This window comes from Castellaniella sp. WN (genome assembly GCF_054457555.1).
This window is the reverse complement of the sequence record NZ_JBTKZC010000001.1, coordinates 2,538,865-2,562,081: the sequence shown is the minus strand read 5'-3', so window position 1 is coordinate 2,562,081 and position 23,217 is coordinate 2,538,865. Positions and strand designations below refer to the sequence as shown.

Genomic DNA, 23,217 nt, shown 5'->3' with positions numbered 1-23,217 from the left:
CATGGAACTCAAGCTCCTGAATGATCAGGGCCAGTCCTCGGCCACCGTGGCCGCCGCCGACGAAATCTTCGGCCGCGACTTCAACGAAGCCCTGGTCCACCAGATCGTCGTGGCCTACCAGGCCAATGCCCGCATGGGCAATCGCGCGCAGAAGAATCGCGAAACGGTCAAGCATTCCACCAAGAAGCCCTGGCGCCAGAAAGGCACCGGCCGCGCCCGTTCCGGGATGACTTCCTCGCCGATCTGGCGTGGGGGTGGCCGCGCCTTCCCGAATTCGCCGGACGAGAACTTCAGCCACAAGGTCAACAAGAAGATGTATCGCGCCGGTCTGCGCGCGATCTTCTCGCAGCTGGTCCGCGAAGACCGCCTGGCCGTGGTCGAGAACTTCACCCTCGAAGCCCCCAAGACCAAGCTGGCCGCGGCCAAGCTCAAGGACCTGGGGATCGCCGAGCCCGTCCTGATCATCACCGATGCCCTGGACGAAAACGTCTATCTCGCGACGCGCAACCTGCCCCACGTGGCGGTCATCGAAACGCGCTACGCCGATCCGCTGTCCCTGGTCCACTACAAGAAAGTGCTGATCACCAAGCCGGCGATCGCCCAACTCGAGGAGTTGCTGGGATGAATGCCGAACGTCTGATGCAAGTCATTCTGGCGCCCGTCGTGACTGAAAAGTCCACGATGATCGCCGAAAAGAACAACCAGGTCGCTTTCCGCGTTGTCGCCGACGCCACCAAGCCGGAGATCAAGGCCGCCGTCGAACTGCTGTTCAAGGTCGAGGTCGAGTCCGTGCAGGTCGCCAATCGCAAGGGCAAGGAAAAGCGCTTCGGCCGTTTCATGGGCCGTCGCCGCAACGAACGCAAGGCCTATGTCTCGCTCAAGGCCGGGCAGGAAATCGACTTTACGGAGGTGAACTAAATGCCGCTGGTCAAAGTCAAGCCCACGTCCGCCGGTCGCCGGGGCATGATCAAGGTCGTGCACCCTGAACTGCACAAAGGCCCGGGCTACGCCCCCCTGCTCGAACCGCAATCGCAGAACTCCGGTCGCAACAACAATGGCCACATCACCGTGCGCCATCGTGGCGGCGGTCACAAGCAGCACTACCGCGTCGTCGATTTCCGTCGCAACAAGGACGGCATCGTCGCCAAGGTCGAGCGCCTGGAATACGACCCGAACCGCACGGCGCACATCGCGCTGCTGTGCTACGCCGACGGCGAGCGCCGCTATATCATCGCTCCGCGTGGTCTGGAAGTCGGCGCCACGGTCGTTTCCGGTTCGGATGCTCCCATCCGCGCCGGCAACACGCTGCCGATCCGCGCCATTCCGGTCGGTTCCACCATCCACTGCATCGAAATGCAGCCGGGCAAGGGCGCCCAGCTGGCCCGCTCGGCCGGCGCGTCCGCCGTGCTGATGGCCCGCGAAGGCGTCTATGCCCAGGTCCGCCTGCGCTCCGGCGAAGTCCGCCGCGTCCACATCGATTGCCGCGCCACCATCGGCGAAGTCGGCAACGGCGACCACAGCCTGCGCCAGATCGGCAAGGCCGGTGCGGTGCGCTGGCGTGGTATCCGCCCGACGGTCCGTGGCGTCGCCATGAACCCGGTGGATCACCCGCACGGCGGCGGCGAAGGCCGCACCGGCGAAGGCCGCGAACCCGTCAGCCCGTGGGGTACTCCCGCCAAGGGCTACCGGACACGTCGTAACAAGCGGACGGACAATATGATTGTCTCTCGCCGCAAGCGCAAATAAGGGGCGAAGACTATGTCACGTTCTGTCAAGAAAGGCCCGTTCGTCGATGCGCATCTGATCAAGAAGGTCGATGCCGCCGTCGGAGGCAAAGAAAAGAAGCCGATCAAGACCTGGTCGCGCCGTTCCACCATCCTGCCCGAGTTCATTGGGTTGACGATTGCCGTGCACAACGGCCACCAGCACGTTCCCGTGTACATCAACGAGAACATGGTCGGCCACAAGCTCGGCGAATTCGCCCTGACGCGCACCTTCAAGGGGCACGCGGCGGACAAGAAGGCCAAGAGGTAAGCCATGGAAACTACCGCAGTTATCCGCGGCGTCCATATTTCCGCGCAGAAGACCCGCCTGGTGGCGGACCTGATCCGTGGGAAGTCCGTGGCGCACGCCCTCAACATCCTGACGTTCAGCCCCAAGAAGGCCGCCGGCATCCTGAAAAAGGCGCTGGAATCGGCCATCGCCAATGCCGAACACAATGATGGCGCCGACATCGACGAACTGAAGGTCACCACGATCTACGTCGACAAGGCCCAGTCGATGAAGCGGTTTTCCGCGCGCGCCAAGGGCCGCGGCAACCGCATCGAAAAGCAGACCTGCCACATCGTGGTCAAGGTCGGGGCGTAAGGAGTCGCAATGGGACAGAAAATTCACCCGATTGGGTTCCGCCTCGCGGTCAACCACAACTGGACTTCTCGCTGGTATGCGAACGACAAGGTCTACGGCAGCATGCTCGCCGAAGACATCCGCGTGCGCGAATACCTGAAGAAGAAACTGAAATCGGCTTCCGTGGGCCGCGTCATCATCGAACGCCCCGCCAAGAACGCCCGCATCACCGTGTACTCGGCCCGTCCGGGCGTGGTGATCGGCCGTCGCGGCGAGGACATCGAAACGTTGAAGGCCGACCTGCAGCGCCTGATGGGCGTGCCCGTGCACGTCAACATCGAGGAAATCCGCAAGCCGGAAACCGACGCGCAGCTGATCGCCGACTCGATCACCCAGCAGCTCGAAAAGCGCATCATGTTCCGCCGCGCCATGAAGCGCGCCATGCAGAACGCCATGCGCCTGGGCGCCCAGGGCATCAAGATCATGTCCTCGGGCCGTCTGAACGGCATCGAGATCGCCCGCACCGAATGGTACCGCGAAGGCCGTGTGCCCCTGCACACCCTGCGCGCGAACATCGACTATGGTTTCTCGGAAGCCCAGACGACCTACGGGATCATCGGGGTCAAGGTCTGGGTCTACAAGGGCGACATGTTGCCCAACGGCGAAATGCCCCCGGAAACCGCCGCCCCGCGTGACGAAGAACGCCGTCCGCGCCGCGCTCCGCGTGGCGATCGCCCCGGCCGCCCCGGCGACAACCGAGGCCGCGGCCGCGGTCCGCGCCGCGATGCCGCCTCGGCCGCTCCGGCGCCTGAAGGAGAATAAAACATGCTGTCACCCTCTCGCAGGAAGTACCGCAAGGAACAGAAGGGCCGCAACACCGGCCTGGCCACGCGCGGCGCTCAGGTTTCCTTCGGCGAGTTCGGTCTGAAGGCCACCGGTCGTGGCCGTCTGACCGCTCGCCAGATCGAAGCCGCCCGTCGTGCCATCAACCGCCACATCAAGCGCGGTGGCCGCATCTGGATCCGGATCTTTCCGGACAAGCCCATTTCGCAGAAGCCCGCCGAAGTCCGGATGGGTAACGGCAAGGGCAACCCGGAATTCTGGGTCGCGGAAATTCAACCCGGCAAGGTGCTGTACGAAATGGAAGGCGTGAGCGAGGAACTCGCCCGCGAAGCCTTCCGCCTGGCCGCCGCCAAGCTGCCCATCAGCACGACCTTCGTGTCGCGCCGCGTGGGCGCCTAGGAGAGATCAGGATATGAAAGCCAGTGAACTGCGCGCCAAGGACGCCGCCGGGCTCCAGACCGAGCTCGAGAGTCTGCTGAAGGCACAATTCAACCTGCGCATGCAGCGTGCCACCCAGCAGCTTTCCAACACCAGCCAGTTGGGCAAGGTGCGTCGCGACATCGCGCGCATCCGCACCATCATGACTGAGAACGCAGGAAAGTAACATGACCACCGAAACCCAGAAAGACATCGCCAAGCGTCAGCGCACGCTGGTCGGCAAGGTCGTCAGCGACAAGATGGACAAGACGGTCGTCGTCAGCGTCCAGACCCGCGTGAAGCATCCCGTGCTGGGCAAGTTCGTCAACCGCACCGCCAAGTACAAGGCGCATGACGAGGCCAACCAGTACAACGAGGGCGATACCGTCGAGATCGCCGAAGGCCGCCCCATCTCCAAGTCCAAGTCCTGGACGGTGGTGCGCCTGGTCGAAGCCGTGCGCATCATCTGATGCCGCGGGGCGGCGGGTCATCCCGCCGCTGCGCGACCGTGCGCGGCTCAGGCCGCGCACCCCGGACCCCGCCCTGTGCGGGGTCTGTCTTTTTGCGCCTCCGGGCCGTCGCGTCGCCTGTCCGTGATCCGGCGCAAGCGGGACGAGGCCTGGTGTGCCGTGTGAATCAACCAAACGGCACGCGAGAGAAAGAGTGGGCCGGCAAAATCTTGTAGGATGAAGGTTTTCTCAAGGGCCGCCATGGACATCACCTGTTTCGACGATCTGCTGCGGGCCGCGCGCTTGCAGCCCGAACCGCAGCGTCTGCTGTTCGTCTTTGCCGCCAGCACGGTGTCGGACGATGCCACTCCGGAGTTGAAGGCCCGGCATGCGCGGGGCGAGGGCGGCGAACTCACGCCTGTCCTGTGCGTGGACAAGACACCCGACGAGCTGGACGCGTTCGCGGCGCTGGCCGAGGAATCGCGTCGCACCGGCCAGGACTGGCAGGTGGTGTTCGTGGCCGCCATGGCGGACCAGTCCGCCTACCTGCCGGACAGCAAGGACGTGGACCAGGCCTTCCAGCGCATGACCCAGATGATCAAGTACGGCACGATCGGCTCGCTGCTGGCCTTCGACCGGGAAGGCGAGCCGATCATGTTCGGCGCCGCCTGACGCGACACTCCCCATCGGTCTTGACGGCGGCGGGCGGGTTCCTGCTACCCTCGGGGTGGCGATGCCGGAACGCGGCATCCGGAGAACGCCCATGAAAACGCCTTCCCCCATGCGCTGGCTCGGCCTGGGTCTGTTCAGCCTGCTGGCCGCCTGCGCCTCGCCCCGGCAGTCCGTGCCGCCGGCGGTGGCCGCGCCCCCCTCCGCCACCCGGGCCGCCGCCGCGGCCTACGATGCCGGCCTGGACATCTTCCATCCGGTCGCCGCGCGCCGCGGCATGGTGGTGTCCGAGCAGGCGCTCGCCAGCCGGGCCGGCCTGGACATGCTCGAGGCCGGGGGCAATGCTGTCGATGCCGCCGTGGCCGTGGGGTTCAGTCTTGCGGTGGTCCTGCCCAATGCCGGCAATCTCGGCGGCGGTGGTTTCATGATGGTGCACGAGGCGCGCGGCGGTGGGGATCACGCCCTGGATTTCCGCGAGACGGCGCCGGCGCGGGCCAAGCGTGACATGTACCTGGACGCGGGCGGCCAGGTCGTGGACGGCCTTTCGCTGCACACGCATCAGGCGGTGGGTGTGCCGGGCACGGTGGCTGGCCTGACGCACGCGCTGGAACGCTGGGGCTCGCTGCCCCTGCGGCAGGTCATGGCGCCCGCCATCCGCCTGGCGGAGCGGGGTTATCCGGTCAGCCAGACCCTGGCGGATACACTGGTGAAGAACGCCGGACCCATGGGCCGGTGGCCGGCGACGCGCGCGATCTTCTGGCGCGATGGCCGTCCCCTGCGGGCGGGCGAACAGCTGGTTCAGCGCGACCTGGCGCGGTCCCTGCGCCTGATCGCGCAACGGGGGGACGATGCGTTCTATCGGGGACCGATCGGGGATCGGATCGATGCCGAAATGGCGCGCCACGGCGGCCTGATCACGGCGCGGGATCTGGCGGGCTACCGGGCCGTCGAGCGCCCGCCCATCGCCGGTACGTATCGCGGCTACCGCATCGTGACCATGCCGCCGCCCAGCTCCGGCGGCGTCCATCTGGTGCAGATCCTGAACATGATGGAAACCTGGCCCATCGCCGCATGGGGCGCCGGCGGCGCGCGGACTCTCCACCACATGGCCGAGGCCATGAAGCTGGCCTATGCCGACCGTGCGGAATACCTGGGGGATACGGATTTCGTGACGGTGCCCGTGGCCGGCCTGGTTTCCAAGGCCTACGCCCGGCATCTGGCCGCCGGCATCGCGCCGGACCGCGCCCGGCCGGCGGCCGACATCCGCCCCGGCCGGCCGCTGCCTGACGAAAGCGGCCAGACCACGCATTTTTCCGTGGCGGACGCGGCGGGCAACGCGGTGGCCGTCACCTATACGCTGAACACGAACTTCGGCAGCGGCATCGTGGCCGCCGGCACCGGCATCCTGCTGAACAACGAAATGGACGATTTTTCCGCCAAGCCGGGGGTGGCCAATGTCTACGGCCTGACTGGCGGCGAGGCCAACGCCATCCAGCCCGGCAAGCGGCCGTTGTCGTCCATGACGCCCACGATCGTGCTGCGGGATGGCCGGCCCTGGCTGGTGACCGGCAGCCCGGGCGGCGCGCGCATCATCACCACGGTGCTGGAAACCGTGGCCGACGCCATCGACTTCGGCATGAACCCGGCCGAGGCGGCCGCCCAGCCGCGTTTCCATCACCAGTGGCAACCCGACGAGCTGCGGGTGGAAAAGGGCTTCAGCCCCGATACGCTGGCCTTGCTGCGCGGCTATGGGCACCACGTCGTCGTCAAGCCGGCCATGGGACGCACGCAGACCATCCTGATCCGCGACGGCGTGCTGTATGGCGCCTCGGACCCCCGCAATCCGGACGGCGCCGCGCTGGGGTATTGAGGCCGGCGCGCCGCGGCCGGGCCGCCCCGCGCCGGCGCGAGGCACGGCCGGCCTGCTCTAGGCCGGCTGCTTCACTTCTTCGTTGCGCAGCTCCTTGCGCAGGATCTTGCCCACGTTGCTGCGCGGCAGTTCCTCGCGGAATTCCACGAACTTCGGCACCTTGTAGCCCGTCAGCAGCTTGCGGCAGTGGGCGATCACGTCGGCCTCGGTCAGGTTCGGATCCTTGCGGATCACGTAGAGCTTGACCACCTCGCCGGAGGCGCCGCCGGGCACGCCGATGGCGGCGGCCTCCAGGATGCCGGGGTGCTCGATGGCGGCGGCCTCGACCTCGTTCGGGTACACGTTGAAGCCCGACACCAGGATCATGTCCTTCTTGCGGTCCAGCAGGAACACGTAACCCTTGTCGTTCATGTAGCCGATGTCGCCGGTCAGCAGCCAGCCGTCCGCGTCGAAGACCTTGGCGGTTTCCTCGGGGCGGTTCCAGTAGCCGGACGTGACCTGCGGGCCCTTGACGCAGATCTCGCCCGATTCGCCGATCGCCATGGTGCGGTTGTCGTTGCGCACGGCGACGTCGGTGGACGGCACCGGCAGGCCGATCGAACCGTTGAAATCGACCTTGTCGAGTGGATTGATGGTCACGGCGGGCGAGGTTTCCGTCAGCCCGTAGGCCTGGGCGATGGGCTTGCCGGTGGTCTTCAGCCAGCGCTCCGCGATGGCTTCCTGGACGGCCATGCCGCCGCCCAGCGTGATGTTCAGCCTGCTGAAGTCCAGCTTGCCGAAATCGGGATTGTTCAGCAGGGCGTTGAACAGCGTGTTCACGCCTGTCAGGGCGGTGAATTTCGTCTTGCCCAGTTCCTTGACGAAGCCGGGGATGTCGCGCGGATTGACGATCAACAGGTTGCTGGCGCCCAGCCGCATGAAAGTCAGGCAGTTCGCCGTCAGGGCGAAGATATGATAGAGCGGAAGCGCGGTTACGATGCATTCGCGGTCGCCCTGGCAGTAGGGCCGTACCCAGGCGTAGGCCTGGCAGACGTTGGATACCAGGTTGCCGTGGCTCAGCATTGCGCCCTTGGCCACGCCCGTGGTGCCGCCGGTGTACTGCAGCGCCGCCAGGTCGGCATGTGCCAGCGCGGGACGCCGGTACGGCGCCCGGGCGCCCTCCGCCAGCGCGTCGCGCAGGCGCACGGCGCCCGGGATGTTCCAGGCGGGCACCATTTTTTTCACGTGGCGGACCACCAGGTCGGTGATCAGGCCCTTGGGAAAGCCCAGCAACTCACCCAGCGAGGTCACGACCACGCGCTTGACCCCGGTGCCTTCCATCGCCTGCTGCAGGGTGAGGGCGAAGTTCTCCGCCACCACCACCGTGGTCGTGCCCGAATCCGTCAGTTGGTGGTGCAGTTCGTGCGGTGTGTAGAGGGGGTTGGTGTTGACCACCACCGCGCCCGCCATCAGCGTGCCGAACAGGCAGATCGGATATTGCAGCAGGTTGGGCATCATCAGCGCGACGCGGTCGCCCTTTGTCACGCCCTGGGCCTGCAGCCAGGCCGCGAAGGCCCGTGCCTTGTCCAGTGTCTGCGTGTAAGTCATGGACGCACCCATGCTGACGTAGGCCGTGTTGCCGGCATACTGCCCGCAGCTTTGCTCGAACAGGTCGGCCAGCGAATCGTAGGCGGCGGCCTGGTCGGTGATGTCAGCCGGCACCCCTTCGGGGTAGTGTTCCAGCCAGATGCGTTCCATGATGCGGTTCCTTTATGTCAGATCAGTTGTGTTTGGATTCCTGGCCCAGCAGGGCCGCCTTCAGGGATTCCTGGGCCGGGTGGGCGCCCAGCCAGACCTTCAGGAGCGCGGTGGCGAAACGAGGATCCTCGACCTCTCCCAGAGCCTTGCCCTTGAATGATACCGAGACCGTTCCCCGATTGAAAACCATGTCCACCAGGTCGCCCGAGGCGCCCTCGCCGCCGGTCTTCATGAAGGCTTCGAAATGGGCGATGGTGTCGGCCATGTCCCGCAGTTCGGCTTCGGTGCAGTTGGCCTTCAGCCCGTCGTTGAGCGCGTCGGTCAGCGCCTTGCTGTTGATGTCGCGCAGCAGGGTCAGGCGCAGCATCTGCGGCTCGGCGCTGTTCAGGATCGCCTCGGCGTCCTTCGTCGGCCGCGGCCGGTACAGGGCGGCGACGTAGACGTGGAAGACGAAGCGCTGGCGCAGCCCGGCGCCGTTCAGCATCAGGTTCTGGCCCGCGACCGACTGCTGTTCCGGCACGTCCACGTTGGCCACGGTCAGGGCCAGGGCGGGCGGGGCCGCGCACAGGCTGGCGGCGGCCAGGACCAGGGCGGCGAACGTGCCTCGCAGCAGGCCGCGAGGCGGGCGGCGCGCGGCGTCAAGGGGGCTCCATGAGACCGGAGTGTTCGGATGGGTCATGATGATGCGTCTCCCGCCGCGCCGGGGCGCGGCTTGCGTTGTTTGTAGTAGGCCTTGTCGGCCAGGTAGATGGTGCGCCGGACTTCCGTGTGCACCGTGCCGTCGGCATCCTTCAGGTCCACCTGGTAGACCCGCTCGGCCTCGTGATTGAGGTCCAGTTCTTCGCGGATGCTCCGCAGTTCGGCCTCGGTCAGGACGAAGTCCGCGTACAGCGTGCGGAATGCGGGCTTGCGGTAGCGGATCTCGGCGGCCTTGTCCCAGATGATGGCGTCCCGTTCCAGGCGGGCCATCAGCATTCCCACGTGCACGCCGTCGGTCACGGAGAACAGTGAGCCGCCGAAGATCGAGCCCACGATGTTGCGCGTGCGCCGCGTCAGTGCCAGACGCACGCGCACGTGCAGCAGGTCGTGGGACACGTATTCCACCCGCCCTCCCGTCGAGCGGAAGGCCGGATGGAGATTGAAGCCCGTGCGCATGGCACGCGCCCGCCACCGGGGCGGCAGGCGTTTCAACTGCGACAACTTCATGCCAGGCTCACGGTCGGCTCGCTCAGAACTGATGCGAAAACTGCACGCCGATGATGTCCGCGCTGCTGTCGTAGCTGCCCTTCAACACGCCGGCGCCCTTGGGGTCGGACGTGTTGTTCACCGAGGTGTCCTTCACGAACAGGTGGGCGTAGCCGACATCGACCTTGGTGTTCTTGTTGAAGCGGTATTGCGCGCCCAGGGACACCCAGTAGCGGTCGTTGTCGGGCAGGGACGCGGGGCGGAAGGCGTCGTCGCGCACCGGCGACTGGTCCCAGGCCACGCCGCCCTTGAAGGTCCAGGTATCGTTGTAGCGGTAGTGCGCGCCCAGGGCCACGCGCCAGGAGTCCTTGAAACGCAGATCCAGTTCGGCGTCCGGGATGCCGCTGTTCTTGATCTTCAGCTCCGGGATACTGCTCCAGCCGGTCCAGGACACGTCGCCCAGCAGGGTCCAGCGGTCGTTCAACTGGTGCACCACGCTGAAGATGGCGGTATCGGGCAGTTCGACCGTGGTCTCGGCGTCATGGGTGCCGATGACGCCCAGGCCGGTGAGCGCGCCGGCGGCGACCGCGTTGAGGGATCGGTTGCTGACCTTGGTGGTGCCGTCCGCGTCGATCTTGACTCTGGAGCGGTAGGACAGGCCGAAGCGCGTGTCCGGCGTGGCCTGCCACAAGACCCCGGCGTTCCAGCCCCAGGCGTCGCCCTTGGCCTTGACGCGGGCCTCCAGGTCGCCGGTCCCGAGCAGACCGGCCAAGGGGTGTACGACCGCCGCATATTGCGCCTTGCGATAGTCCGCGTCCAGGTGCATGTAGTTCACGCCCAGGCCGAAGGACAGCGTGTCGGTGGCCTTGAAGGCGATGGACGGGTTGATGTTGAGGCTCTTGATGGAGAATCTCTCCGAGTGGTAGCGTCCGGCCCAGCCTTCCTCGTAGTCGGTCATCAGGCCGAAGGGCGCGCCAACGCCCAGGCCCAGCCAGATGCGCGGATTCACCTGCCAGGTGAAGTAGGCGTCGGGCACGGCCGCCCAGGAACCCGCGTCGCCGCCATCGGGGCCGCCGGTCGGGCGACCGCCGAGCGGGCCCAGGGGGTTGCCGCCGAAGTGCGTCGGCCCGGTGCTGCCGTCGTTCGAGAACTTGAAGCTCGGTTTGATCGCCACAGCGCCCGCGCTGACGTTCATGCCCGGCAGCATCGTCATGCCGGCGGGATTGTAGTAGACGGTGCTGGCATCCTCCGCGATGGCGGCGGAGCCGGCGTAGGCGTTGCCCAGGCCGCTGCCGTTCTGCTCCAGCAGCTGGAAGCCGGCGCCGTGGGCGACGCCCATGGCGCCCAGGCCCAGGATCAGGGCCGACAGGGTCTTGAGCGTGTGTTGCGTTTTCATCGTGTCACCTCCGGATGTATGGATGAAAAGTCGTCTTCGTGCGCAGGCATGCCTGCGATTGGGTGCTGCCCGACCAACCACATCGGGCTTAGGGTTAAAATCCAGGGACGAACGTCCCCTGGCCGCGCGGCGGGTGCTTGCGGCCTTTCAAATCAAATCAGCAAAAACTCCCCCCGCCGCGCGATTCGCGCAGCGTCGTTCAGGTCGGCGACGGGGCCGGGATCAGACCGGCTTCAGGGCGAAATCAATCGTCTTCTAATGTCATGGGTCCCCCTGTATAGGGTGCGTAGCCCGTTCCGAAGATCACGCCCGCGTTGGCGAGTTCGGAATCGGCGACGACGCCGGCCGCCAGCTGGCGGCGGGTGGCGTCGATCAAGGGTTGCAGCAGGCGGCGCGCCAGCCCGGCCGGGGCCGTACCGGCTTCGGCGCGGACGGGCTTGCCCTCGCGCCAGCGGTAGAAGCCCTGGCCGGACTTGCGGCCCAGTTCATCGCGGTCCAGGTGGCGCGCCAGGCAGGCGGGCGGCTCGGCCCCGCCGGTCAGCTGCGCGCCGGCGTCGCGGGCGATGTCCAGGCCCACGGTGTCGACGAGTTCGATCGGCCCCATGGGCATGCCGAAGGCCTTCATCGCGGCGTCGATGGTCTCGGGGCGCAGGCCCTCGTCCACGCAGCGCATGGCTTCCAGCATGTAGGGCGCCAGCACGGCGTTGACCAGGAAGCCGGGCACGCTCTTCACCGGCAGGGGCAGCTTGCCGATCCGGCCGACGAAGGCGCAGGCGGCGGCCTGGGCGCGCGGGTCGGTGCCATCCGCGGCTACGACCTCGACCAGGGGCATCTTCGCGACCGGATTGAAGAAGTGGATCCCCACCAGGCGTTCCGGCCGCGCCAGGTCGCGGCCCAGGTCCTCCAGCGACAGGCTGGAGGTGTTGGTCGCCAGCAGCGCGCCGTCCTTGAGGCGTGGTTCGATGGCGGCGTACAGACCGCGCTTGGCTCCCAGGTTCTCGCTGATGGCCTCGATGACCAGGTCGGCGCGGGCGATGCCCAGGCCGTCCGGGTCCGGGATCAGGCGGTCGGCGGTCAGCCTCGCCTCGCGGGCGGGCCGGACCTTGCGGGCATACAGCGCCTGGGCGCGGCCGATGGCCTGGGCGATGCGCGTGCGGTCCGTGTCCTGGAGGGTGACGGTCAGGCCCTTGAGCGCGCACCAGGCCGCGATGTCGCCGCCCATCACGCCCGCGCCCACCACGTGGACGTGCCGCACGGGCGGCCGGCCCCCGGCTTTGCCGAAGGACTTGAGGCGTTCCTGCATGCGGAACACGCGCAGCAGGTTGCGAGCGGTGCCGGACTGGACGATGCCGTCGATCAGCCCGGGCGCGGCCAGCGCGTCGCCGCCGTGATGCGCCCAGATCTCCAGGATGGCGCGCGGGGCCGGGTAGTGGCCCTGCGGGTCGCGCTTTTCCAGAGTCTTGCGGGCCTGGCGCAGCAGCAGCGGTCGCAGGATCGGATGGCTGAGCCAGGCGTCCTTGCCCCGGGGACCGCGCACCGGCTGGCCGGACAGGACGTGGCGCGCGGCGGACTGTTCCGCCAGGCGGGGCGGCACGCACAGGTCGGCCAGCCCGGCCGACGCGGCGCGGCGCGCGTCCAGCGCCCGGCCGGTCAGCATCATGTCCAGGGCCAGCGGCGCGCCCACGCGCCGGGGCAGGCGCAGCATGCCGCCCCAGCCGGGAAAGATGCCCAGCATGACTTCGGGCAGCGACAGGCGCGTGTCGGGCTGGTCCACGACGATCCGGTAGCGGCACGCCAGAGCCAGTTCCAGGCCGCCGCCCATGCAATGGCCCTGGATCAGGGCCAGGGTCGGCCAGGATACCGCCGCCAGACGGTTGAAGGTCGTCCAGCCGCGTTCGACGAAGGCGCGCGCCGTGGCGGCGTCGTTCAACCGGGAGAACTCGTCGATGTCGGCGCCCGCGACGAAGCCGGCGGCCTTGCCCGAGCGGATCACCATCGCGGCGGGCGGGGTGGACTGGAAATAGTCCAGGACGCGGCCCAATTCCGCCAGCGCGTCGCCCGACAGGCGGTTGACGGCGCTGCCGGCGCAGTCGATGGTCAGCCAGGCGATGCCCTGCGGGTCCACCGCGCAATGGAAATGACGCAGGCCCAGGGATTCGAAGCTCATGCCAGTCCCTCCTGTCCGCAGAGCTCGACCAGCATGGCGCCGCCCTGGCCGCCGCCGATGCAGATGGCGGCCATGCCCCGGCGCAGGCCCCTGGCCTGCAGGGCGCGCACCAGATGCAGCACGATGCGGGCGCCCGACGCGCCCACCGGATGGCCCTGCGCGATGGCGCCGCCGTCCACGTTCAGCCGGTCCATGTCCAGGTCTCCCAGCGCATCGCGCCCCAGGTGTTCCCGGCACCACGATTCGTCGCGCCAGGCGGCGAGACAGCCTAGCACCTGAGCGGCGAAGGCTTCATTGATTTCCCACAAGTCCAGGTCGTTCAGGCCCAGGGCGTGGCGCGCCAGGATGGCCGAGGCCGCGTGCACCGGGCCCAGGCCCATGACGGCGGGATCCAGGGCGGCCCATTGGGCGTCGACGATGCGGGCGACGGGCCGCAGGCCGCGTTCGCGCACGGCGCGTGCCGACGCCAGCAGCAGGAGCGCCGCGCCGTCGGTGACCTGGGAGCTGTTGCCCGCCGTGATGTTGCCGTAGGGCTTGTCGAAGACGGGCTTGAGCCGGGCGAGCTTTTCCGGCGTGGAATCCGCGCGCACGCCGTCGTCGTCCGCGTACAGCGCGCCCTTGGCGTCGACCAGGGGCACGATTTCGCCGAAGGCCCCCCGGCCGCGCGCGGCCAGGGCGCGGGCATGGCTCTGCGCCGCGTAGGCGTCGAGCTGTTCGCGCGTCAGGCCGAAGCGATGGACCAGGTTTTCGGCGGTCTGCCCCATGGACAGGCCGATCACCGGATCACTCAGGCCTTTCAGCAGGCCGATCACAGGCTTGAAGTACGAGGGGCGGAAGCGTCGCAGCAGCGGCAGGCGCTGCGCCAGGGCGCGGGCCTGGTTCCATTGGGCCAGCCAGTGGACCATTTCGTCGGGGAACAGCAGCGGCGCGCGCGACAGCGCGTCCACGCCGCCGGCCAGGACCAGGTCGTGGCGGCCGGTCTGCAGGCCCATGGCGGCGGAGTCCAGCGCCTGCATGCCGGAGGCGCAGTTGCGCATCACCGTCCAGCCGGGCACGCGATCGCCGCAGCCCAGACGCAGGGCGATCACCCGGCCGATGTTGGTTTCGTCGGCCGAAGGCGCCGCGCAGCCGATCACGACCTCGTCCAGTTCCGTGGGGGCGAAGGGCTGGCGCAGCAGCAGCTCGCGGCCCGTCTGCACGGCCAGGTCGGACGCGGAGAACGGGCCCGGCGCGTTGCGGGCCTTGAGGAAGGGGCTGCGCGCCCCGTCGATGATGTAGACGGGTTCGAAGGCCATCAGGATCGGACTCCTTCGGATTCGGCCCGGGACGTGCCCTGGAGGTCGGGGGCGAAGTCGTCGACGGCGATGACGCGGTCGCGCAGCGCGTTGCGCGCGCGGATGCGGTTCAGTTCGTCGTCGGTGATGCCGCCGGCCGCATGGATGGCCTCGGCCATGTCGCGCACGTTGGCGCGCGGGTCGGCGGCCGGCACGCGGCCAGTCTTTTCGAATTCACGCATGCGGGCCTCGATGGCCTGCGTATCCAGCACGGCGGCGAAGGCGGCTTCGATGGCGCCGACAGGCTCGTCCGGATCCCGGGGGACGTAGATGTCTTGCGTCAGGCGGTCGCGCGCGCCGCCGGGCTGGCTGATCGCGTCGGCCACGGCCGAGGAGAGCTTGTCGGACGGCGCGGCGAACGGCAGGCCCCAGGGGAACAGCAGCGCACGCAGGGTCCAGGCCAGGGGGCGGTTTGGGAAGTTGGCCAGCACGCCGGCGAAGGCGTCCTGGGCGCGTCGGAACGCATCCTGGATCGCCCAGTGCGCCAGTGGCGCGTCGGCGGCCTGGCGGCCCTCGTCCTGGTAGCGCTTCAGCGTGGCGGAAATCAGGTAGAGCTGCGACAGAATGTCGCCCAGGCGGGCGGAGATCGACTCGCGGCGCTTCAGCGAACTGCCCAGTGTCAGCATGGACACGTCGGCCAGGGTGGCGAAGGCTGCCGAGAAGCGTGTCAGCTGCCGATAGTAGCGGGCCATTTCCGGGGCGACGGCCGTGTCGGGGCGGGCCAGCAGTGCGTTCGTGAAGCCGTGGCCGACGGCGCGCAGCGTGTTGATCACGGTATGGCGCGCATGGCCCCAGAAGGCGCGGTCGAAGTCCGGCAGCCCCTGTTCGGGATCGGCGGCCTGGGCGGCGCGCATTTCGTCCTGCACGTAGGGATGGCAGCGGATCGCGCCCTGGCCGAAGATGATCAGGCTGCGCGTGAGGATGTTGGCGCCCTCGACGGTGATGCCCACCGGGATCTGCTGGTAGGCGCGGCCCAGGAAGTTCCGCGGGCCCAGGCAGATGCCCTTGCCGCCGATGATGTCCATGCCGTCGTTGACCACGATGCGGCCGCGCTCGGTGACGTGGTATTTGACGATGGCCGAGACCACGGCGGGCTTTTCTCCCAGGTCCACGGCGCCGGCCGTCATGACGCGGGCCGCGTCCATCAGGTAGGTGTGGCCGCCGATGCGCGCCAGGGCCTCGGCGATGCCTTCGAACTTGTGGATGCGGGTGCGAAACTGGTCGCGCACCACGGTGTAGGCGCCCACGGCGCGCGCGGTGAGCTTGGCCATGCCGGTGTAGGACGAGGGCAGCGAGATCGAGCGTCCCGCCGCCAGGCATTCCATCAGCATGCGCCAGCCCTGACCGGCCATGGCCGGCCCACCGATGATGAAGTCCAGCGGCATGAACACGTCCTGTCCGCGCGTGGGGCCGTTCATGAACATGGCGTCCAGCGGGAAATGGCGGCGGCCGGTTTCCACGCCGGGGTGGTCGGCCGGCACCAGGGCGCAGGTGATCCCCAGGTCGGGCGTGTCGCCCAGCAGGCCGTCGGGGTCGTACAGGCGGAAGGCCAGGCCCAGGATGGTGCACACCGGCCCCAGGGTGATGTAGCGTTTGTCCCAGGTGACGCGCATGCCCAGGACTTCGCGGCCCTGCCACTCGCCCTTGCACACGATGCCGTGGTCGGGGATGGCGGCGGCATCCGAGCCGGCCCAGGGGCTGGTCAAGGCGAAGGCCGGGATATCCTCGCCGCGAGCCAGACGCGGCAGGTAGTGGTTCTTCTGCTCGTCGGTGCCGTAGTGCAGCAGCAGTTCGGCCGGCCCCAGGGAATTGGGCACCATGACGGTGACCGACAGCGCGGAGCAGCGCGTGGACAGCTTGGCGACCACGGCGGAGTGCGCCAGCGCCGAGAAGCCCAGTCCGCCGTATTCCTTCGGGATGATCATGCCGAAGAAGCGGTGCGTCTTGATGTATTCCCAGGCGTCGGCGGGGATGTCCAGGTCCTGCCGGGTGACCCGCCAGTCGTCCACCATCGCGCAGACGGTCTCGACTTCATTGTCCAGGAAATCCTGTTCGGCCTCGGTCAGGCGTGGGGCGGGGATGGCGTGCAGGGCGCGGGCGCTGGGGCGACCGCGGAAGAGCTCGCCTTCCCACCAGACGGTGCCCGCCTCCAGGGCTTCGCGCTCGGTGTCCGACATGCGCGGCAGGATGCGGCGGAAGGTCCGGTACAGCGGGCGGCTGAGGTGTCTGACACGCAAGTCGTGGCTGGCCAGCACGAAGACGGTGGCCGCCAGCAGCAGGGCGAGGAGGATCAGAAGGAACGTCATGCGGGGGCTCCCGGTAGCGGCGCGCCGGTCGACAGCGGGGCGCGCAGGCCGCCCAGCAGGAAGGCCATCAGGCGGCTGAGCAGGGCCTGGGCGTCGATATTGCTGGTGTCGCCGGGCAGGTTCATGGCCCGGCTGGAGCTTTCGGCGCCCATGATGGCGTAGGCCGTGGCGCCCAGCATGAAGTGGAAGCGCCAGACGATCTCGGCCTCCGGCACGCCGGGCAGCGAGGTCAGAAGCGCCCGGGTGAAGCGGTGCGCGACCGCCGAGCGTTCGGCGGCGAACAGGGCGCTGATGGCGCCGTTCGGGTCGGACATGGTGCTGGATTGCAGCGGCATGAAGGCGCGTCGCTCGGCGCCGGCGCTGCAGGCGTGGCGCACCAGGGGACCGAAGTAGGCTTCGACGATGGCGGAAGGCTTCAGGGGCTGGCCGCCGGCCTTGGCCTCGAGGTCGTCGAGGATGCTCAGGCGCTCGTCGTTCAGCGCGTCCAGGCGGCGCTGGAACACGGCCTCGACCAGGGCATCCTTGGAACCGAAATGGTAGTTCACGGCGGACAGGTTCACCCCCGCCGCCTGCGTGATCTGGCGCATGGACGTGTTGTCGTGCCCGTGCTCGGCGAACAGGCGTTCGGCGGCGTCGAGGATGGCATCGCGGGTGAGAGTCGAGCGGGAGGTGGCCATGGATTAATTCAAACGTTTGTTTTAAAACTATACACAACCTGCCTGGATTGGGTATCCGTGTTACCCCTTAGAACGCAGGGGGAGGCGGGTGTGCGCCAATGATTGGTTTCTTGGGGAAATGCCGCGTCCAGGATACACTTTCAAGGATTCGTTTCCATGGTCCTAGAGGGTGCGCGATGGCTTCCGTGCGACAGCTGCTGGTGATTTCGTCCCTGGTCATCGCCTGCATCCTCGTGGGCATGCTGGCGATGGGCACCAGCCTGATGGAGCGACGGCTCGATGCCCAGCTGCAGACCGACGGCGAGAACGCCGTCGCCACGCTGGCCCTGCTGGTCAGCGCCCAGCCCGACGCCGTCGCGCGTGCAAGGGTGCTGGACGCGGCCTTCCAGCAAGGGCGTTTTTCCGACCTGGCGTTCACGCCCGATGATCCGGCGGCACCCGCCTTCCAGTCCCGCCGTCCGGGGCGCCTCGCCGGGGATGCGCCGGACTGGTTCACTTCCCTGGCCGACATCCAGCCCCATCAGGCCTCCCGGCAGGTCGCGGGCATCGGCGCGCTGCGGCTGACCCTGGATCCGGGGCCGGCGCGCGACGCGCTCTGGACGCACGTGCAGCAATGGACCTGGCTGGCCCTGGGGCTGGCGGCTTTCTGGGCCCTGTTCGTCGTCGCGCTGGCGGCCCGGGTGCGGCGCGAGCTGTCCGCCGCCGTGGTCGACGCGCCCGAAATCAAGATCAAGCGCACCGAGCCGGTCGAGGACGCCGAGCTCATGGACGACGTCCGCGAACGCGTCGCGCCCACGATGGACGAACAGATGGCGCGCATCGAGCGGCTGGAAATCGAACTCAACCGCGATCCGGTCACCGGCCTGGCCAACCGCAGCTATTTCCTGAACGAGCTCAAGCGCATGCTGCGCGACGATTCCCGCCAGGGCGCGGTCAGCGGCTATGTGCTGCTGGTGCGCAGCCGCGACATGGCGCGGCTGCAGAACCAGACGGAACGCCAGGAACTGGACGACTGGCTGCGGCTGCTGGGGCGGCGCATCATCGAACTGCTGAACGAGTCCCCGCAGGCGCGGGCGCTGCCCGCGCGGCTGACCGGCGGCGACTTCGTGGTGCTGTTCCCCGTGGGCGGCGGGCCCGAGGTCATGCGTCCGGTGCAGAAACTGCGCGAGCTGCTCGAAACCTTGCGGGTCAAGCTCGACAGCCACAACCTGTCGCGCTGGGCCTATGCCCTGACGGATTACACCATGCAGTGCACCACCAAGGAAGTCCTGACGCGCCTGGACCAGGCCCTGATGTGCGCCGAGAGCGCCGGCCACGAGGAAATCGAGTTCCTGTCCTACGCCGACCACGAGGACGGCGAGCTGCTGATGGGCGAGGCGTCCTGGCGCACCCTGATCAGCCAGGCGCTGGATCACGACCGCCTGTCACTGGACGTGCGCCGCGTCCAATACGAGGGCGACGACGTCGACGACCGCCACGAGGCCGCGCTGGCGCTGCAGGAAGACGATCCCGACCAGCCGCGCATGTCCGGCTTCCTGTTCATGCCGGCCGCCGCGCGCTTGGGCCTGTCCCCGGCCTGCGACATGCGTGCGCTGTGCCTGGCGCTGAACTGGCTGGGCGAGCATGACGGCGTCCTGGTCATCCGCATGTCGATCGCCTCGATCCTGGACGCGCAGTACCTGGATGAGATCCGCCAGATCTGCGGCAACGCCGACCCCGAATTGCTGCATCGCCTGGTGGTGGAACTCGACGCCTACGGCCTGAGCCGCCACCTGGAAGCCTTCCGGGCCTTCGCGCGGGGCATCATCGCGGCCGGCGCGCACGTCGGGTTGCGCGGCCTGGACCAGCAGCCCGACGCCCTGCGCCAGATCCACGAGGTCGATTTCGCCTATGTGAAGCTGGGCGGGACCTTTGTGCGCGAACTGCTGGCCAGTCCGGGCGGCGTGCAGATGATGGTGGCCGTCACTGAAACCGCGATCGGCATGGGCATGCGCGTTTATGTGGATGATGCCGAGGATCAGGGCACGCGCCGGATGGTGATGGAATACGGCGCGCTGCCGCGCGCCGCGTGAGCGCGCCGCCGTGCGCCAACATTTTTCAGAAAGGGCTTGCCATGCCCACATCGGCATCCTATAATGGCTGTCTTGCCCTATAGGGTGCGGTTTGTCATGAGCCATTCTTTGTGCGTGGCTTTCGCGTGGCATCGCGCCGGACCCTTGCTTTGGGCAATGGTTGTTATCGAATTTCAACCCAGGGTGTACTTGGCCAACCAATTGGCGAACCCAAGCGGCGAGCCAAGTATGCCTGACGGGACCAAAACTGGCTGCGTGGCCGGGGATTCATGCCCTGGGCTTCGTTGTTAAGTTGGAACAGGAAAAATCATGATCCAAATGCAGACCACGCTGGACGTGGCCGACAACACGGGTGCGCGTTCAGTGATGTGCATCAAGGTGCTGGGCGGCTCCAAGCGCCGTTATGCCGCCATTGGCGACGTCATCAAGGTGTCCGTCAAGGAAGCGGCTCCCCGCGGGCGCGTCAAAAAGGGCGAAATCTACAACGCCGTGGTGGTGCGCACCGCCAAGGGCGTCCGCCGCAAGGACGGCTCGCTGATCCGCTTCGGCGGCAACGCGGCCGTGTTGCTCAACGCCAAGCTCGAGCCCATCGGCACGCGCATCTTCGGACCGGTCACGCGCGAACTGCGCACCGAGAAGTTCATGAAGATCGTGTCCCTGGCGCCCGAAGTGCTGTAAAGGAGCCGATCATGCAAAACATTCGCAAAGGCGACGAAGTCATCGTGCTGTCCGGCCGCGACCGCAGTCGCCGCGGCACCGTGGTGGCCCGCGTCGATGCCGACCACGTGCTGGTCGAAGGCATCAACGTCGTGAAGAAGCACGCCAAGGGCAATCCCATGGCGGGCACGCCCGGCGGCATCGTCGACAAGACCCTGCCCATCCACATCTCGAACGTGGCGATCTACAACCCCGAAACCGGCAAGGGCGACCGCGTCGGCGTCAAGGTCGTGGATGGCGCCAAGGTTCGCATTTTCCGCTCCAACGGCGCCGTCGTTGGCGCGAAGGCATAAGGGGCGCGCACAAAATGGCTCGTTTACAAGATTTCTATCGCTCCAAGGTCGCTGCCGACCTGCAGGCGAAGTTCAGCTACCAGTCGGTGATGCAGGTTCCCCGCATCACCAAGATCACCCTGAACATGGGTGTGTCCGAAGCCGTCGCCGACAAGAAGGTCATCGAGAACGCCGTCGGCGACATGACCAAGATCGCCAGCCAGAAGCCAGTGGTCACCAAGACCCGCAAGGCCATCGCCGGCTTCAAGATCCGCGAAGACTATCCGATCGGCTGCATGGTTACTCTGCGCGGCCAGCGCATGTATGAATTCCTGGATCGCCTGATCTCGATCGCCCTGCCCCGCGTGCGCGACTTCCGTGGCGTGTCGGGCCGTGCCTTCGACGGCCGCGGCAACTACAACATCGGTGTGAAAGAACAGATCATCTTCCCGGAAATCGAGTACGACAAGATCGATGCCGTGCGCGGGATGAACATCAGCATCACCACCACCGCAAAGACCGACGAGGAAGCCAAGGCGCTGTTGAGCGCATTCAGCTTCCCCTTCCGCAACTAAGGGGCTGACGTGGCAAAACTTTCCCTCATCAATCGCGATATCAAGCGCGCCAAGCTGGCCGAGAAATTCGCCGCCAAGCGCGCCGCGCTGAAGGCGATCATCGCCGACCAGTCGAAATCCGACGAAGAACGCTATCAGGCTCGCCTGGCGCTGCAACAGCTGCCGCGCAACGCCAACCCCACCCGCCAGCGCAATCGCTGCGTGGTGACGGGCCGCCCCCGCGGCGTGTTCAGCAAGTTCGGGCTGACCCGCCACAAACTGCGTGAAATGGCCATGCGCGGCGAAGTGCCCGGCATGACCAAGGCCAGCTGGTAGGAGAATCACACATGAGCATGAGCGATCCCATCGCCGATATGCTGACCCGCGTGCGCAACGCGCAAATGGTCAACAAGACGTCGGTTTCCATGCCCTCCTCCAAGCTGAAGGCGGCCATCGCCGCCGTGCTGAAGGACGAAGGCTACATCGAGGATTTCCGTATCGGCGGCGAACAGGCCAAGCCGGAACTGGAAATCACCCTGAAATACTATGCCGGCCGTCCGGTGATCGAGCGCATCGACCGCGTCTCGCGTCCCGGCCTGCGCATCTACAAGAGCAGCAACGCCATTCCCCAGGTCATGAACGGCCTGGGCGTGGCGATCGTCTCGACCCCCCGCGGCGTCATGACGGACCGCAAGGCCCGCGCCAACGGTGTCGGCGGCGAAGTGCTCTGCTACGTGGCATAAGGAGCTCAACCATGTCACGCATCGCCAAATACCCCGTCGCGCTGCCGAAAGGCGTCGAAGCCACCATCAGCGCCGGGCAGATCGTCGTCAAGGGCCCGCTGGGCACCCTGACCCAGTCCCTGGACGGCAACGTCCGGGTCTCCCAGGAAGACGGCCAGCTCACCTTCGTCGTCGCCAACGATTCCCGCCAGGCCAACGCCATGTCGGGCACCGTGCGCGCGCTGGTGAACAACATGGTCACGGGCGTCAGCGCCGGCTTCGAACGCCGCCTGAACCTGGTCGGCGTGGGCTTCCGCGCCCAGGTCCAGGGCAACGCCCTGAAGCTGCAGCTGGGCTTCTCGCACGATATCCTGCACGACATCCCCAACGGGATCAAGATCGAGTGTCCCTCCCAGACCGAAATCGTGGTCAAGGGTGCCGACAAGCAGGCCGTCGGCCAGGTCGCCGCCGAAATCCGCGCCTATCGCGAACCCGAGCCCTACAAGGGCAAGGGCGTGCGCTACGCGGACGAACGCGTGATCCTGAAAGAAACCAAGAAGAAATAAGCACGCAGGCAAGGACGAATCATGGACAAGAAAACTTCCCGTTTGCGTCGTGCCGCGGCCACCCGCCGCAAGATTCACGAACTGCGCGTGCATCGCCTGGCGGTGCATCGCACGAATCTGCACATCTACGCCAACATCATTTCGCCGGAAGGCGACCGCGTGCTCGTCAGCGCCTCGACGCTCGAGCCCGAGGTCCGCAAGGAACTCGCCAGCCAGAAGGCCAATGGCGGCAACGCCGCCGCCGCCAGCTTGGTCGGCAAGCGCGTGGCCGAGAAGGCCAAGGCTGCCGGCATCGAACTCGTCGCCTTCGACCGTTCGGGCTTCCGTTACCATGGCCGCGTCAAGGCGCTGGCCGAAGCCGCGCGTGAAGCCGGCTTGAAGTTCTAAGGGAATCACATGGCTAAAGCACAAGGCAAGCACGCCCCGGAGCAGGAACGCGACGATGGCATGCGTGAAAAGATGATCGCGGTCAACCGCGTCAGCAAGGTCGTCAAGGGCGGCCGCACCATGAGCTTCGCCGCGCTGACCGTGGTCGGCGACGGCGACGGCCGCATCGGCATGGGCAAGGGCAAGGCCCGCGAAGTGCCGGTCGCCGTCCAGAAGGCCATGGAACAGGCCCGCCGCGGTCTGCTCAAGGTGGCCCTGAAGAACGGCACGCTGCACCATACCGTGGTCGGCAAGCACGGTGCCTCGACGGTGCTGATCTCGCCCGCCGCCGAAGGTACCGGCGTGATCGCCGGCGGCCCGATGCGCGCGATCTTCGACGTCATGGGCGTGCGCAACGTCGTGGCCAAGAGCCTCGGTTCGAGCAACCCGTACAACATGGTCCGTGCGACGCTCAACGGTCTGCGCGCCTGCTCCACGCCCGCGGAAATCGCGGCCAAGCGCGGCAAGACCGTCGAAGAGATCCTGGGGTAA

The 23,217-nt window shown here is 67.3% G+C and carries 28 protein-coding genes; 20 read left to right on the top strand and 8 right to left on the bottom strand.

The genetic code is table 11. The features are described 5' to 3' along the window. Position 1 precedes the first annotated feature (1 nt). The 11 genes from rplD (at position 2) to ggt (ending at position 6,594) form a co-directional block, all read left to right on the top strand. On the top strand, positions 2-625 hold the full coding sequence (gene rplD, locus ACTPOE_RS12130) for a 50S ribosomal protein L4 (protein ID WP_458872410.1): 624 nt from the start codon (positions 2-4) through the stop codon (positions 623-625). Next, positions 622-918, top strand: coding sequence for a 50S ribosomal protein L23 (rplW, locus tag ACTPOE_RS12125; protein ID WP_043679002.1), 297 nt, complete (start codon positions 622-624; stop codon positions 916-918). Before rplD ends, rplW begins: the two co-directional genes overlap by 4 nt. Then, on the top strand, positions 919-1,746 hold the full coding sequence (rplB, locus tag ACTPOE_RS12120; RefSeq protein WP_458872409.1) for a 50S ribosomal protein L2: 828 nt from the start codon (positions 919-921) through the stop codon (positions 1,744-1,746). Between the two features lie 12 nt (positions 1,747-1,758). Continuing rightward, a complete protein-coding gene (gene rpsS, locus ACTPOE_RS12115) occupies positions 1,759-2,034 on the top strand; it encodes a 30S ribosomal protein S19 (protein WP_323024015.1) in 276 nt (91 codons plus the stop codon). A gap of 3 nt (positions 2,035-2,037) precedes the next feature. After that, positions 2,038-2,367, top strand: a complete 330-nt coding sequence (rplV, locus tag ACTPOE_RS12110; RefSeq protein ID WP_043678994.1) for a 50S ribosomal protein L22 — start codon at positions 2,038-2,040, stop codon at positions 2,365-2,367. Positions 2,368-2,376: 9 nt separating this feature from the next. Continuing rightward, positions 2,377-3,168 (top strand): 30S ribosomal protein S3, encoded by a 792-nt coding sequence (gene rpsC, locus ACTPOE_RS12105; protein WP_376817172.1) that lies wholly within the window; start codon positions 2,377-2,379, stop codon positions 3,166-3,168. Positions 3,169-3,171: 3 nt separating this feature from the next. Then, complete coding sequence (rplP, locus tag ACTPOE_RS12100; protein WP_043678990.1) at positions 3,172-3,588, top strand: 50S ribosomal protein L16; 417 nt, start codon at positions 3,172-3,174, stop codon at positions 3,586-3,588. 13 nt (positions 3,589-3,601) lie between these two features. Next, a complete protein-coding gene (gene rpmC, locus ACTPOE_RS12095; protein WP_043678987.1) occupies positions 3,602-3,793 on the top strand; it encodes a 50S ribosomal protein L29 in 192 nt (63 codons plus the stop codon). A 1-nt stretch (position 3,794) separates the two neighbouring features. Then, complete coding sequence (gene rpsQ / locus ACTPOE_RS12090; RefSeq protein WP_458872408.1) at positions 3,795-4,076, top strand: 30S ribosomal protein S17; 282 nt, start codon at positions 3,795-3,797, stop codon at positions 4,074-4,076. A gap of 240 nt (positions 4,077-4,316) precedes the next feature. After that, positions 4,317-4,727: a ribonucleotide reductase subunit alpha gene (locus ACTPOE_RS12085; protein WP_458872407.1), complete on the top strand. Its 411-nt coding sequence runs from the start codon at positions 4,317-4,319 to the stop codon at positions 4,725-4,727. A gap of 91 nt (positions 4,728-4,818) precedes the next feature. After that, complete coding sequence (gene ggt, locus ACTPOE_RS12080; protein ID WP_458872406.1) at positions 4,819-6,594, top strand: gamma-glutamyltransferase; 1,776 nt, start codon at positions 4,819-4,821, stop codon at positions 6,592-6,594. A 57-nt stretch (positions 6,595-6,651) separates the two neighbouring features. On the opposite strand, the gene ACTPOE_RS12075 is transcribed toward ggt, so the two are convergent. The 8 genes from ACTPOE_RS12075 to ACTPOE_RS12040 all read right to left on the bottom strand — a co-directional run bounded on the left by ACTPOE_RS12075 (position 6,652) and on the right by ACTPOE_RS12040 (position 17,396). After that, positions 6,652-8,331 (bottom strand): AMP-binding protein, encoded by a 1,680-nt coding sequence (locus ACTPOE_RS12075; protein WP_458872405.1) that lies wholly within the window; start codon positions 8,329-8,331, stop codon positions 6,652-6,654. Positions 8,332-8,353: 22 nt separating this feature from the next. After that, the gene (locus ACTPOE_RS12070) at positions 8,354-9,010 is read right to left on the bottom strand and encodes a chalcone isomerase family protein (protein ID WP_458872404.1); all 657 of its coding nucleotides are present in this window, start codon (positions 9,008-9,010) and stop codon (positions 8,354-8,356) included. Beyond that, complete coding sequence (locus ACTPOE_RS12065) at positions 9,007-9,537, bottom strand: DUF4442 domain-containing protein (protein WP_458872403.1); 531 nt, start codon at positions 9,535-9,537, stop codon at positions 9,007-9,009. Before ACTPOE_RS12065 ends, ACTPOE_RS12070 begins: the two co-directional genes overlap by 4 nt. 22 nt (positions 9,538-9,559) lie before the next feature. After that, positions 9,560-10,912: an OmpP1/FadL family transporter gene (locus ACTPOE_RS12060; RefSeq protein ID WP_458872402.1), complete on the bottom strand. Its 1,353-nt coding sequence runs from the start codon at positions 10,910-10,912 to the stop codon at positions 9,560-9,562. Positions 10,913-11,156: 244 nt separating this feature from the next. Next, on the bottom strand, positions 11,157-13,079 hold the full coding sequence (locus tag ACTPOE_RS12055) for a 3-hydroxyacyl-CoA dehydrogenase NAD-binding domain-containing protein (RefSeq protein WP_458872401.1): 1,923 nt from the start codon (positions 13,077-13,079) through the stop codon (positions 11,157-11,159). After that, positions 13,076-14,374, bottom strand: coding sequence for an acetyl-CoA C-acetyltransferase (locus ACTPOE_RS12050; RefSeq protein WP_458872400.1), 1,299 nt, complete (start codon positions 14,372-14,374; stop codon positions 13,076-13,078). The genes ACTPOE_RS12055 and ACTPOE_RS12050 overlap by 4 nt, the downstream gene beginning before the upstream one ends. After that, on the bottom strand, positions 14,374-16,719 hold the full coding sequence (locus tag ACTPOE_RS12045; protein WP_458872399.1) for an acyl-CoA dehydrogenase: 2,346 nt from the start codon (positions 16,717-16,719) through the stop codon (positions 14,374-14,376). The genes ACTPOE_RS12050 and ACTPOE_RS12045 overlap by 1 nt, the downstream gene beginning before the upstream one ends. Continuing rightward, entirely contained in the window at positions 16,716-17,396 is a 681-nt protein-coding gene (locus tag ACTPOE_RS12040) for a TetR/AcrR family transcriptional regulator (protein ID WP_458872398.1), read from the bottom strand. The genes ACTPOE_RS12045 and ACTPOE_RS12040 overlap by 4 nt, the downstream gene beginning before the upstream one ends. A gap of 176 nt (positions 17,397-17,572) precedes the next feature. On the opposite strand from ACTPOE_RS12040, the gene ACTPOE_RS12035 reads away from it, so the two are divergent. The 9 genes from ACTPOE_RS12035 to rpsE all read left to right on the top strand — a co-directional run bounded on the left by ACTPOE_RS12035 (position 17,573) and on the right by rpsE (position 23,217). After that, on the top strand, positions 17,573-19,468 hold the full coding sequence (locus ACTPOE_RS12035; RefSeq protein ID WP_458872397.1) for an EAL domain-containing protein: 1,896 nt from the start codon (positions 17,573-17,575) through the stop codon (positions 19,466-19,468). A 309-nt stretch (positions 19,469-19,777) separates the two neighbouring features. Next, positions 19,778-20,146 (top strand): 50S ribosomal protein L14, encoded by a 369-nt coding sequence (gene rplN / locus ACTPOE_RS12030; protein ID WP_043678954.1) that lies wholly within the window; start codon positions 19,778-19,780, stop codon positions 20,144-20,146. Positions 20,147-20,157: 11 nt separating this feature from the next. After that, positions 20,158-20,478 carry a 50S ribosomal protein L24 gene (gene rplX / locus ACTPOE_RS12025; RefSeq protein WP_376817157.1) on the top strand — a complete coding sequence of 107 codons (321 nt, stop codon included), beginning with the start codon at positions 20,158-20,160 and terminating at the stop codon, positions 20,476-20,478. A gap of 14 nt (positions 20,479-20,492) precedes the next feature. Further along, positions 20,493-21,032: a 50S ribosomal protein L5 gene (gene rplE, locus ACTPOE_RS12020; RefSeq protein ID WP_458872396.1), complete on the top strand. Its 540-nt coding sequence runs from the start codon at positions 20,493-20,495 to the stop codon at positions 21,030-21,032. Positions 21,033-21,041: 9 nt separating this feature from the next. Beyond that, positions 21,042-21,347 carry a 30S ribosomal protein S14 gene (gene rpsN / locus ACTPOE_RS12015; protein ID WP_269356061.1) on the top strand — a complete coding sequence of 102 codons (306 nt, stop codon included), beginning with the start codon at positions 21,042-21,044 and terminating at the stop codon, positions 21,345-21,347. Between the two features lie 11 nt (positions 21,348-21,358). Further along, on the top strand, positions 21,359-21,754 hold the full coding sequence (gene rpsH, locus ACTPOE_RS12010) for a 30S ribosomal protein S8 (RefSeq protein ID WP_458872395.1): 396 nt from the start codon (positions 21,359-21,361) through the stop codon (positions 21,752-21,754). An 11-nt stretch (positions 21,755-21,765) separates the two neighbouring features. Further along, on the top strand, positions 21,766-22,299 hold the full coding sequence (gene rplF / locus ACTPOE_RS12005; protein ID WP_458872394.1) for a 50S ribosomal protein L6: 534 nt from the start codon (positions 21,766-21,768) through the stop codon (positions 22,297-22,299). 21 nt (positions 22,300-22,320) lie between these two features. After that, complete coding sequence (gene rplR / locus ACTPOE_RS12000; RefSeq protein WP_043678937.1) at positions 22,321-22,686, top strand: 50S ribosomal protein L18; 366 nt, start codon at positions 22,321-22,323, stop codon at positions 22,684-22,686. Positions 22,687-22,695: 9 nt separating this feature from the next. Continuing rightward, the gene (gene rpsE / locus ACTPOE_RS11995) at positions 22,696-23,217 is read left to right on the top strand and encodes a 30S ribosomal protein S5 (protein ID WP_458872393.1); all 522 of its coding nucleotides are present in this window, start codon (positions 22,696-22,698) and stop codon (positions 23,215-23,217) included.